General features: G+C 27.9%; 12 protein-coding genes and 2 pseudogenes. 4 read left to right on the top strand and 10 right to left on the bottom strand.

Features of this window, described 5'->3' with window-relative positions; all coding sequences use genetic code 11:
* Positions 1 to 782 (bottom strand): annotated as a pseudogene (locus KQ44_RS08310) (FUSC family protein); the annotation flags it as partial.
* A gap of 137 nt (positions 783 to 919) precedes the next feature.
* Between KQ44_RS08310 and KQ44_RS08305 the strand changes: the two are divergent.
* Together KQ44_RS08305 and KQ44_RS08300 are read left to right on the top strand one after the other, a co-directional pair.
* On the top strand, positions 920 to 1,423 hold the full coding sequence (locus KQ44_RS08305; RefSeq protein ID WP_096737011.1) for a hypothetical protein: 504 nt from the start codon (positions 920 to 922) through the stop codon (positions 1,421 to 1,423).
* Positions 1,424 to 1,554: 131 nt separating this feature from the next.
* Positions 1,555 to 1,836, top strand: a complete 282-nt coding sequence (locus KQ44_RS08300) for an META domain-containing protein (protein ID WP_096737805.1) — start codon at positions 1,555 to 1,557, stop codon at positions 1,834 to 1,836.
* 194 nt (positions 1,837 to 2,030) lie between these two features.
* Here KQ44_RS08300 and KQ44_RS14420 read toward each other — a convergent pair whose 3' ends face one another.
* From KQ44_RS14420 to KQ44_RS08270, 7 genes are all read right to left on the bottom strand, one after another.
* Positions 2,031 to 2,189, bottom strand: coding sequence for a hypothetical protein (locus tag KQ44_RS14420; RefSeq protein ID WP_168171261.1), 159 nt, complete (start codon positions 2,187 to 2,189; stop codon positions 2,031 to 2,033).
* Between the two features lie 11 nt (positions 2,190 to 2,200).
* Complete coding sequence (gene mglC, locus KQ44_RS08295) at positions 2,201 to 3,223, bottom strand: galactose/methyl galactoside ABC transporter permease MglC (RefSeq protein WP_096737010.1); 1,023 nt, start codon at positions 3,221 to 3,223, stop codon at positions 2,201 to 2,203.
* 18 nt (positions 3,224 to 3,241) lie between these two features.
* Positions 3,242 to 4,747 carry a galactose/methyl galactoside ABC transporter ATP-binding protein MglA gene (gene mglA / locus KQ44_RS08290; RefSeq protein ID WP_096737009.1) on the bottom strand — a complete coding sequence of 502 codons (1,506 nt, stop codon included), beginning with the start codon at positions 4,745 to 4,747 and terminating at the stop codon, positions 3,242 to 3,244.
* Between the two features lie 110 nt (positions 4,748 to 4,857).
* On the bottom strand, positions 4,858 to 5,913 hold the full coding sequence (locus tag KQ44_RS08285) for a galactose ABC transporter substrate-binding protein (protein ID WP_096737008.1): 1,056 nt from the start codon (positions 5,911 to 5,913) through the stop codon (positions 4,858 to 4,860).
* A gap of 242 nt (positions 5,914 to 6,155) precedes the next feature.
* Positions 6,156 to 7,190: a galactose ABC transporter substrate-binding protein gene (locus tag KQ44_RS08280; protein ID WP_096737007.1), complete on the bottom strand. Its 1,035-nt coding sequence runs from the start codon at positions 7,188 to 7,190 to the stop codon at positions 6,156 to 6,158.
* Between the two features lie 70 nt (positions 7,191 to 7,260).
* Positions 7,261 to 8,289, bottom strand: coding sequence for a galactose ABC transporter substrate-binding protein (locus tag KQ44_RS08275; RefSeq protein ID WP_096737006.1), 1,029 nt, complete (start codon positions 8,287 to 8,289; stop codon positions 7,261 to 7,263).
* A 270-nt stretch (positions 8,290 to 8,559) separates the two neighbouring features.
* Positions 8,560 to 9,570, bottom strand: coding sequence for a galactose ABC transporter substrate-binding protein (locus KQ44_RS08270; RefSeq protein WP_096737005.1), 1,011 nt, complete (start codon positions 9,568 to 9,570; stop codon positions 8,560 to 8,562).
* Between the two features lie 206 nt (positions 9,571 to 9,776).
* On the opposite strand from KQ44_RS08270, the gene aroB reads away from it, so the two are divergent.
* Together aroB and KQ44_RS08260 are read left to right on the top strand one after the other, a co-directional pair.
* Positions 9,777 to 10,838, top strand: a complete 1,062-nt coding sequence (aroB, locus tag KQ44_RS08265) for a 3-dehydroquinate synthase (protein WP_096737004.1) — start codon at positions 9,777 to 9,779, stop codon at positions 10,836 to 10,838.
* Complete coding sequence (locus KQ44_RS08260; protein ID WP_096737003.1) at positions 10,831 to 11,502, top strand: hypothetical protein; 672 nt, start codon at positions 10,831 to 10,833, stop codon at positions 11,500 to 11,502. Before aroB ends, KQ44_RS08260 begins: the two co-directional genes overlap by 8 nt.
* 69 nt (positions 11,503 to 11,571) lie before the next feature.
* On the opposite strand, the gene KQ44_RS08255 is transcribed toward KQ44_RS08260, so the two are convergent.
* Positions 11,572 to 12,003 (bottom strand): flavodoxin, encoded by a 432-nt coding sequence (locus tag KQ44_RS08255; protein ID WP_096737002.1) that lies wholly within the window; start codon positions 12,001 to 12,003, stop codon positions 11,572 to 11,574.
* 117 nt (positions 12,004 to 12,120) lie between these two features.
* Positions 12,121 to 12,591, bottom strand: a pseudogene (locus tag KQ44_RS08250) (DUF3793 family protein); the annotation flags it as partial.

Here is a 12,591-nt window from a genome sequence, read left to right as displayed (position 1 = left end):
AAATATTCACAGTCATCATCAGTAAGTTTATCAATATCCTTATATTCTCTCTGTATCAGCTGATTTATGTCTTCAAGAAATAAAACCATTTCAAAGTGATTGATATTTCTATTATTCATAATACCATGTCTTTTTAATGAATCTACATATATGGCAGAAGTATATTCATTTACTATAGAAAATATTTCATCTTTTCTATTTAAAGAGCAAGTTTTATTGTATAATAGCATTAATTTTTTGTTTATTAATTTAATGCTCCTGTATGCTAGGCTGTTAGAAACTTTATGTCTTGTAATAAATTTATTAATAACCAAAAATATAAATATTATAAGAAGAGAAGTTAATATAGCTTCCATTCTTAAGTGTATATTTGATATTGGTATATTGTATGCCTGAAATATTACATAAGCAAAGCCGTATATAAAATAGTTTCTAGGTACAAAGTCATCTGAAAGCAAAAATACTATTAAAAAAGGTACTATAAAATTAAGCGATATAACTAATATAATATTCTGCTCTGCTATAGTGGCAAGAAGTCCTAGAAGAAGTATTCTGAAGGCTACAGCAGGGAAAGACCATACTGTAAAACTATCTCTCATAAATGCACATATAAAAATAGCAACTATTCCTATAGTAGAGTTTTCTCTGCCGTATAGATTAGATGATATTACAAGTATAAATATTCCAACTAATACACTTGGTACAAAGTCTATAGCTCTTTTTAGAAATGCTATAAAAATTTCTTTTTGTTTTTGATAAAAATTTTTATTTGTAAAAAACATTGAATTTATTTTAATTTTTTATTATATTATATAAAAGACTATATTATAAATAGAAAAATAGTCAATAAAAAATTATTAATTTCTTAATTATTGCCGATAGTTAAAATAATATATTTTAGTGCTTGGAGTTAATTATTATGCCGCCTTTAATTATAGAACATGAAGAATATCCTTCAGTAGTTGTTATCGAATATAATAGTATATACAGAAATGAACTTCAGAATTTTATACATAATATAAAAATAAAAGATAATAAAGAGGAAGTTTATACTGATTCTTATTTTAATAAAATAATTCATACTAATAATACAAATATAGGACTTTTAACCATAGATGGAAGAATTAACGGTTATTACTATATAAATAAAGAGGGTGTATTGAAATATATATATATGAATTATCCTTATAGAAGAAATGGTTTTGCTAAACTGCTTTTAACTCATGCCATTAAATCAAATCCTAATATACAGTTTGAGAAAAATTCAAATCAGGCTTATACTAGATTAATTAGTTCACCAATATTTGAAGACATACTTAAAGGTAATTCTCAAGGCGGTATGGATAATAATGCTGGCGGTATGGATACATTTGAAGATCTTACAGGCGGCGGAAGCAAAGAGGGAGAACTTACTCTATTTTAGTGCCCAAAAGATTTTTATATTATATAGTTTTGTTAATAGCTTTTCTATTAATATCATGTTCTCACAATTCTGTTTCTGTTATAGAAAAGCCTTATGAAGTAAAAAAAATTAAAATATATAAGTTAATTAGCATGTATACATATGCAAATATAACCATTAGTATAGATAATGGAAGAGTGTATGGTAAGTCGGCTATAAATGATTATTATGCTAATTGTAAAATAGAAGGTGATTTAATATCATTAGATATGATAAATACCACTAGAAAAACTGATACAGCAGAAAAAAGAAGAATAGAAGGCGATTATTTATCTATACTTCAGACAGCATATTCATTTAAAATAGATGGGGATAGACTTATAATATATACAAGATTTATAGATGAACCTCTTATATATGAAGAGATAAAATAATTTCATTAAAATCACTATATTTTCAAAGTGTATTTTTATATAAATACTTGCAATATTATGTTAAGCTAACAATATATTTTTTCTAAAAAATTTTAATTATTTTATAAATATCAATTTTTATATGATTTCATTAAGAATATATTTATATAAAAATAAAGGGACTTAATTTTTATATTAAGTCCCTTTTTTAATTTTTAATTATATATTAAAGTCATAATATATCTGATAAACTCAGCCACAAGAAATATCATCACTATAAAACCCAAAAATATCCAAGATTTTAAAGTGCGTTTTCTAGTTTCTCTTTTATTATATTCTCTCCTAAAAGGATCATTATTATTATCATATTCCATAATAAAATCCGTCATACTTTTTTCAAATATTTTTGCGTATCAACAGCAACAGCAGCAATGATGATAGCACCTTTAATTATGTACTGCAAATATGGAGAAATACCAACAAACGTCATACCATAGTTAATAACTTGGAATATTAATACTCCTGAAACTATACCTAAAATAGAGCCGATACCTCCAGAGAAAGAAACTCCTCCAACAACGCAAGCAGCGATAGCATCAAGCTCATAACCATTACCCAAGTTGTTAGTAGCAGAACCAACACGGGCAACCTCTAAAGAACCAGCTATACCATATAAAGCACCAGCCATAGTATAAACTATCATTAAAGTAACAGGAATATTAACACCACTTACAGCAGCAGCTTCAGGGTTTCCGCCTACAGCAAATATATTTTTCCCCAATTTGGTTTTATTCCAAATAACCCACATAATAGCCGTTATAATGACCGCAAATATGATTAGGTATGATATAGTATAGCTTCCTAATTTTATACCTCCTTGAGCAAGATTAGTAAATCTAGGATCAAGTCCTCCAATAGGCTGAGCACCATAAGGAGGTCTGTCAAAATAAGTACTAGTTACACCGTAAAGTATAAGCTGCATACCTAAAGTAGCAATAAACGGAGTTACATAAAGTTTAGAAATGATAAAACCATTTAAAAATCCGAATACCATAAGTATAACCATAACTAACAGTATAGGAAGTATAACTGGAAGCATAGGCAAGTCTGGATACATTCTAGTAGGATTAGTAGGTGATTGTAATAGAGAAGCACTTACAACAGCAGCAAGTCCTACAGCTCTTCCAGCTCCTAAGTCATTACCTTGTGTTACAAGAAGTGTACCAACTCCTACAGCTATTATCATACGTGTAGATGCTTGAGCAAATATATTTAAGAAGTTACTTAGCCTAAAGAAACTAGGTTCTTTAATGATAATACCTATAATTATTATAAGTAATGCTGCAAATATAGCATTGTTTAATACAAATGATTTAATAGTTTTAATGTTTATTTTATTTGTGTCCATGATTTTTCCTTTTTAAAATTATAAATATTTAGCAGACAATGCCATAATTTCTTCCTGATTAGTATTTTTAGTTTCAACAATACCAGCCACTCTGCCGTTACTCATAACCATTATTCTGTCTGTTATTCCGAGTAATTCAGGCATTTCAGAACTAACTACTATTACCGCCTTTCCAACAGTTGCCAAATCTATAATAAGTCTGTATATATCATATTTAGCACCGACATCAATACCTCTGGTAGGTTCATCAAGCATAAGAATATCAGGTTTGCTTAAGAGCCATCTGCCTAAAATAACTTTCTGCTGATTACCTCCTGATAAAGATTGTATAGCAGTTTTTTCAGAAGGAGTTTTTACCTGCATACTATCTATTACCCATTTAGTATCTTCATGCATTTTTTTATTATCTAAAAAACCAAATTTATTTTTATAATGGTCTATATTTGCTATAGTAGAATTAAAATTAATAGAAAGCATACTAAATATACCAGTCTGTCTTCTCTCTTCAGTAACTAGAGCAAAACCATTTTTTATAGCTTTTCTAGTAGAAGAATTATTAACTTCATGGTCCATTTTTATAACATGTCCTGAAGATAAAGTACGCATACCAAATATACTTTCTAATACTTCGGTTCTTTTAGCACCAACAAGCCCTGCTATACCAAATACTTCTCCTTTTCTTACATTGAAATTAACATCTTTAAGAGAAGGCTGATAAAATGCTGTAAAATCTTTTATTTCTAAAATATTTTCAGCAGGTGTATTTGTTTTTTCAGGGAAACGATTAGTTAAATCTCTTCCTACCATTTGTTTAATAATCATATCAGTTGTTAATTCTTTGGCTGGAGTAGTAGCAACATATTTACCGTCTCTCATTATAGTAACTTCATCAGATATTTGAAGTATTTCTTCCATTTTGTGAGATATATAAATCATACCTACACCTCTGCTTTGAAGTTTTTTTATGATTTTAAATAATTTTGCTACTTCTTTTTCTGTAAGGGAGCTAGTAGGTTCATCTAATACTAATATTTTTGAGTTGTAAGAAACAGCTTTTGCTATTTCAACCATTTGCATTTCAGATACAGATAATGTAGATACTTTTGTTCTAGGATCTAGCGGTATTTCTAAATCATCAAAAATCGCTTTAGTATCATCATACATCTTCTTCTCATCAATAATAACTCCCATCTTAGTCGGATATTTACCAAGCCATATATTATCCTGTATATTTCTCTGTCTAACTTGGTTAAGCTCTTGGTGAACCATAGCTACACCATTATTTAAAGCCTGTTTAGGTGATGTGAAATTAACTTCCTTACCATCTAAAAATATTTCTCCGCTATCTTTGCGGTATATACCAAATAAACATTTCATTAAAGTAGATTTACCAGCTCCATTTTCACCCATAAGAGCTACAACTTCACCTTCTCTTACAGTGAGCTTGACATCATCTAATGCTTTAACACCAGGAAAAGACTTTGAAATACCTTTCATTTCAAGAACGATCTTTTTATTATCCATATATTAAAAACCTTTAAGAATTGAAATTTTATTTCTACCATTATTATAATAATACAGGGATATTAAGATTAAAATAATATCCCTGTAATTTATAGTAAAAAAACTATTTATTATTTATATGCTTCTTCAGCAACATTTATATTATTTTTAGTTATAGGAACATAAGGAACGCGAATAGCTTTTACTTCGTCCAAAGTCCAAGTAGTACCATCTAATGGATCTTTTCCAGCTGCAGCATTTAAAGTAACGTCAACTAGGGCCTGAGACTGACCAACTGGGTCATTAAGTACTGAACCTGCTACAGTTCCTTTTTTGATTTCATTAATCATTTCTGGAATAGCATCAACACCAACTATAGGTATATATTTAGTAGTATCACCTTCTTTATTGTAACCTAAAGCTTGTACTGATTGTAAAGCACCTAAAGCCATAGCATCATTGTTACAGAAAATGTATTCAATTTTATCACCATGTTTTTGCATCCAAGCATCTACTATATCTTTAGCTTTTGCTGTATCCCACATAGCAGTTTGTTCTGGTTCTAATCTTTCTACTTGAACACCATTATTAGTAATGTATAAAGTAACATGACTAGTTCTAGCTTCAGCATCTGGGTGACCTGGTTCGCCTTTTAATAATACATACTGTATAATTCCATCGCCATTTCTATCCCAAGCAGGATTAGCTTTCCAAGTATCTACAACGATTTTACCTTGCATATCGCCTGATTCTTCAGGAGTAGTACCTACATACCAAGTTTTATCATAGCTAGCCATAGCCTGAGCACTAGGCTGTTTGTTAAAGAAAATAACTGGTATATTCTTAGCTTTAGCTTTATCTATGATAGTTTGAGCTGCTTGAGGGTCAACCAAGTTAATAGCTAATGCTTTCGCATCTTTTTGAATCATAACATCAACTTGGTCATTTTGCTGAGCTTGATTATTTTGTGAGTCATTGATTATTAAATTAGCTTTTCCGCTGATTCTGCTTTCAATGTTTCTTCTGTAGAAAGACATAAAGTTGTCATCATAACGATAGATTGTTACTCCAATAGTTGGACCGTCTGTAGAAGCTGCTGCAGATGAAGAAGAATTGCCGCCGCATGATAGTATAAAAATAGAAGACATTATTAAAAATGCTCCTATAACGATAAGTGATTTTTTCATTTTAGAAAACTCCTTAAATTAATTAATATTCTCTATTTAATTAGTATATAAATTTATTTTCTTAAATCAAGTCAAAACAATTTTTTTACATTTTCACAATATATGTTGATACTGTATACTAAATTTATGATTAATTTTTATTGTTTTTGTGAATTAATGTTACATTTATAATATAAATAAAATTTAATTTAAAATTAATATAGAGTTTAACAAAAAACAGCCTATTTTATTATCAACTGTTTTTATTTATTGTTAGACTCTTGTACTTCAATAGTTATTGGTTTATAATGTATCCTTACAGATTTTGTATTATCCAATGTCCAAACTGTACCTAATATAGGATTTGATGTTTCGCCTTTAAATAGATTAAGTGCTAAATCAGAAACAGCCCTAGCTTGATTAACACTATCATTGAGAACTGTACCAACTATATTTCCATTCTCAATTTCTTCAATAGTTTCATTAATAGCATCTATTCCTACTATAGGTATAAATTTATTAGATTCGCCTTTATTATATCCGAATTCCTGTACAGATTCTAAAGCTCCTAATGCCATTTCATCATTATTTGAAAATATGTATTCTATTTTTTTATCAGAATCTTCACTGTTATGATTAGACATCCAAAAATCTACAATAGTTTTAGCTCTGTTTCTGTTCCACATAGCTGTTTTTTTATCTAAGATTTCTAGTTCTATACCATTGTTTTCAATAAATGATATAAGATTTTCTGTTCTGATTTTTGTATCAGCATGTCCTGGTTCGCCTTCAAGTATTACACATTGAATCTTACCGTCGCCATTTTTATCCCAAGAAGGATTTGATTTCCAACTGTCAACAATAATTTTTCCCTGAAGATTAACAGCTTCTTCGCTTAAAGTACCAACATACCATACTTTATCATAACTATTAATAACTGAAATGTCTGGTGCCTTATTAAATAATATTATAGGAATATCACTTTTTTTAGCTTTATCAACTATATCCTGAGCGGCCTGAGTATCCACCAAATTTATCACTAGAACTTTAGCTCCTTTGGCAATATAACTATCTATTTGACTGTTTTGTGTGGTTTGATTGTTTTGAGAGTCATTTACTATGTATTTTGCTCTTCCTGAAATAAATTTTTCTATATTACTTTTTAAACTATTGGCAAATGGATCATCTGTTCTATATATAGTAATTCCTATGAAATTATTATTATTGTTATTACTAGAACATGAAGCTATAATAAAACTTGTTAAAATTATTAGCAATAATAGAATTTTTTTGCCCATATATACTCCTACAATTTGATTTTGCTATTTTTTAAACATTTAAAACCTAATTATGTAAATTTGATAATTGTTATTTATATGCCTCTGCTGCCTCATTAATATTTTCTAATGTAATAGCTCTGTATGGTACTCTTACAGCTTTTACATCGTCTAATTTATATTCAGTTCCTGCAAGCACATCTTCTCCTTTAGCGGCATTAAGAAGCATATCTGCTATTGCCTGAGCCTGATCTTTAGGACTTTGTAAAACTGTACCAACTACTGTACCTTTTTTTATTTCTTCTATAATTTCTGGTATAGCATCTACTCCAACTATTGGTATAAATTTATTATTATCGCCTATATTATAACCTTGTTTTTGAATAGATTTTAATGCTCCCAAAGCCATAGCATCATTATTTGAAAATATAAACTCTATATCATTACCATACTTTTCTATCCAAGAATCTGCAGCTGTTTGAGCTTGAAGTATATCCCAATTAGCTGTTTGCTCATCTAATTGTTCTATTTCTATAGCATTATCAGCTAGTACAGCTTTTATTCTTTCTGTTCTAGCTTCAGCATCTGGGTGTCCTGCTTCTCCTTTTAAAAGAACATATTGTATTTTTCCGTCTCCATTTTTATCCCAAGCAGTATTTTCTTTCCATGATTTTACCACTATCTCTCCTTGCATATTTCCAGACTCTTCACTTAAAGTACCTACATACCATGCCTTATCATAGCTTAGCATATCTTCTTTACTTGGTTCTTTATTAAAAAATATTACTGGTATTCCAGCAGGTCTGATTTTATTAATCATAAAACTTGCTGATGCTGGATCTACCAAATTAATAGCCAAAGCATTTACATTTCTTTGAATGGCAGCATCTACCTGATCATTTTGTTTTACCTGATCGTTTTCTGAGTCGTTCATTATAAATTTGACCTTTCCGTTAAGCATAGTTTCAATATTTCTTCTCATAAATGAAATAAAGCTGTCATCATATCTATATATTGTAATTGCGACTTCTATTTCATCATTGGCAGTTTTTGTATTATTTGAGCAGCTGATTAATAAAAATAATGCTATAATAAAAAAAGAAAAAATTGCTTTATTCATAAAAAACTCCTGTTTTATGTAGTTATTATTTTAGTTTATGAAAAAAAAACTTATAAGTCAAATAAAAATATGTAAAAAATTATAATTTATTATTAATATTATTTATATTGATAAACTTAATATCAGAGCTGTTTTAAAACTAAGTTATAATGTTTTTTAATAATATTTAAATGCTTTGTTATTATATTTTATAATACTCTACAGCTAAATAGATTTATATATTGAAATACAGCATGTTTATAAATAATTTCAGAGTTAAATTATAACTATTTATTCATATATTTTTATAGCCCTGTCTATATTGGATAATGTTACTGGTATGTATGGTATTACAACATATTTATTATTATAGAAATTAAAATGTGTTCCGTCTAAAGGTGATTTGCCGTTTATTATATTGCTTGATATAGAAGATAATACCTCGGCCTGAATAGCAGGATTTTGAAGTACTGTGGCAAATATACCATAATTTTTTATCTCATATAAACATTCTGGTATTCCGTCTATTCCTATTATTGGTATATAGTTAAGCATTCTGCTGTTTTTATTAAGTCCTAATTTTCTTAATGTTTCTAATGCTCCTAATGCCATATAATCATTATTGCATATAATGTACTCTATTTTTTCACCATATTTGGCAATTAAATTTTCCATTACCTTTGCAGCATTATCTTTTTTGCCCATAGCAGAAACTTCGGCTAATATATCCATTTTTATATTGTTTGATGATATATATTTTTTCATGTATTCTGTTCTGTTTATTGTATCAGCGTCGTTAAGGTCACCTTTTATTATAACAGCTTGTATTTTTCCATCTTGGTTTTTATCCCAATTAAGCCTATTTTTCCAACTTTCTGCTATAACTCTGCCTTGAGCTATTCCAGCATCTTCGCTAGTGCCTCCAATATACCAAACTTTATCATATGTATTCATAACTTCTGGATTTGGTTCTCTATTAAAAAATATTATAGGTGTATTTTTTATGCTTACTTTGTCTATTACTTTTTGAGCCTGACTTTTATCTACTAAATTTACTGCAAGTAAATTAACATTCTTTTTTAAAAGCATTTCTATTTGAGCATTTTGGGTAGATTGACTGTTATAGGAATCAACTATAAGTAAGGAAGATTTAATATTTTTTTCTATATATTGTTTTAAATATTTCATGTAACTATCATCATACCTATAAAGTGCTACACCTATGGAATTGCTTTTTTTCTGTGTGTATAAAATAAGAGAAGATGATAATAATATTAATAATAAAATAAAAAATTTCTTCATTTTTACAAGCTCCTAATGCCTTCAATATTACTTTTGAATTATATTTTAATAGTTTTTATTGTCAAGTAATATAATATTGAAATATATAATTATATTTTATGAAAATTAATATGATAACTTTAATATAATAACTTTTTTATTTTTTAAAATACTTTATAATAAAAAAGTTATCATTAATAATAATAAGTAAATAGGAATTAATCAATATGAATAAAGCAGAAGTAAAAATAAAAAATGATGTAAATATTAATTATGATATTTTGGTTCAAAAGGGTTTGATAAAAGAAACAGGAAAATTGGTAAAAAATATACTTAGAGGCAATAGGGCTTTAATAGTTACAGATGATATAGTAGATAAACTCTATACCAATATAGTAAAAGAAAGTTTGGAAAAAGAAGATATTATAACTTCAGTATGCGTTCTTACTCATGGAGAATCAAATAAAAATATAGAAAGCATAATTGATATTTTCTCTTCGCTTGCTAAAAATGAATTAAGCCGTAAGGATATAATAATAGCATTAGGAGGCGGTGTAGTAGGGGATATGGCTGGATATGCTGCTGCTTCTTGGATGAGGGGTATTGATTTTGTGCAGATTCCTACTACTTTGCTTGCATGTGTGGATTCTTCTGTAGGCGGAAAAACTGGAATTAATATAAAAGAAGGAAAAAATCTAGTAGGTGCTTTTCATAGTCCTAAACTAGTGATAATAGACAGTAATACTTTATTAAGCCTTCCCAAAAGAGAGTTTAATGAAGGAATGGCTGAAGTTATAAAGCATGCATTTTTATTTGATGAAAAACTTTTAGAACTTATAGAGGAGCACTGTTATAATAATGCTGAATTGGATATGGACTATATACTTAAAAGAAACTGTGAATTAAAGGCTCATATTGTAGAAATAGATTATAAAGAACAGAGAGAAAGAATGTTTTTAAACTTCGGACATACTATAGGACATAGTGTAGAGAATGCTGCAGGTTATGGAGTTTTACTTCATGGTGAGGCTGTTGCTATAGGCATGATTTTTGCTATAGAGTATGGTATTAAAAAAGGTATAACAAAAGATAAAAATATATTAGAAAGAGCTAAAAATATATTGTCATCATTTTCTTTGCCTATATCTATACCTGATAATATAGATTTGAAAGAGGCTATTAAACTTGATAAAAAAAGAAGCGATGATAAAATAAACTTTGTATTTTTAGAATCTATTGGAAAACCTTGTGTTGAAAAAGTGAGTATTGAGGATATTTTAAATGAATAAATTTATTTTGGCAATTATGTTTTCTATTGTTATACTTATATTATGTGCCGCTAATACAAAATCTGATAAAAAAACAAAATACGAAAATACAAAAACAGAAGTAATAGGTTTTGCTTCTATTGATATAAAAAATAATAGTTACACTAATATAGATAAATATGTTATAGAAACTTTAGATGCTTATAAAGTATATACAAATAAATATAATGATATAATTAACATAAATGGAAATAAATATTATATTTCTAGTGTATATACTTTTAATATTGATGATGAAAGTTTTTATGAAAAACAAGATTCTGAGGATTATGTTTATATAAGTATATGGAAACTAAATAATAATAAAGCAGATTTTGTTTCTGCTTTTTATCCCATTAGTGCATCTTCAGAAATAGATTATATATCTTCTAATATTACTAATAATATGCTTGAATTTGAAATAGCTCGTTATTCTACTAGCTATCAATATGTTAATTATTATAAATTTAATATAGTTGAAAATAATAATACAATTAATTTTTATCTTACTAACTTTTCAGAAAAAACTCCTGAGCGGGATTATAATACAGGAGAAATATCAGATGTTGAATATATATTTGAGCATGATAATGTTAATATGAATGATCTTGGTAAATCAGGTTACGGATATTATAATCTTAATTAATAAATAATTAAGAGGCATTAACTTTTTAATAATCTAATGCCTCTTTTTTGTTTTAGGATTTATTTTTATTTATGCTTTCACCAATGCTTCACCCAAACTTACACATTCACTTACAGCATTATCATCTGGAGTGAGATTTGCGATAAGTCCGTCTTTAACTAAAGAAGCACCTGCCGAGCTTACATCCTCCTGCCAATTTCTCATCCATTCGCCATCGCCCCAGTCATAAGATCCAAATAAAACAACTTTTTTGCCTGATAAACTTCCTCTTATGGAATCATAAAAAGGCTGAAATTCTGACTCCTCTAAAACTTCAGAACCCATTGCTGGGCAGCCCAATGCTATTTTTGAATAATTGTTTATATTTGCCGCATCGAAACTTGATACACTAAAAATATCAACTTCTCCTCCAGCATTTTCTATGCCTTTTTTTACATTCTGAGCCATTAACTCAGTATTACCTGTGCCGCTCCAATATATTATTGCTATTTTATTACTCATATTATTACCTCCTTATGTAATAAATAATAATTTTTAAATATTATAAAGCCAAATATAAAAATTGTGAGCATATAACAAATTCATTTGCTATACATTTTTAGCGAACAATTTTTATTCTTATAAAGAATGAAGTTTGTAATCGTCCATTATTTCCAAAATGCCCTTTCCTCTTAAAAATGTATTTATATAAAAATTTCTGCATCTATTATAATTATCAAAAGTTTTTAGAGCTTCTTTTTTATTATGATACACTTTCCAATATCCAGTACATAAACTATTTTTTCCATAGTTGTTTATAAAACCGTTTATATCTATAAGCGGATAACCCAAAAATATACCTATTTCATGAGGAAAAGTTTTTGAATACAGCATTCTCCTTTTTAAAATACCTATACTTTCATATATATCTTTTGATTTATATCCGTAATTTTTCAAAAACTTAAAAATATTATCATCTGATAAATAATTTTCTAATCTTTTTTGTTATAAACATAAACTATAGCCTTATTATTATAATATTTTATTACAGCTACATTTATACCTCTTTTGTTTAGAATATTATTGTATAAAGAAACTTTTACTAAGTTC

Source organism: Brachyspira sp. G79, from assembly GCF_002379365.1.
GTDB lineage: Bacteria > Spirochaetota > Brachyspiria > Brachyspirales > Brachyspiraceae > Brachyspira.
This window is presented reverse-complemented; position numbering and strand designations above follow the sequence as displayed.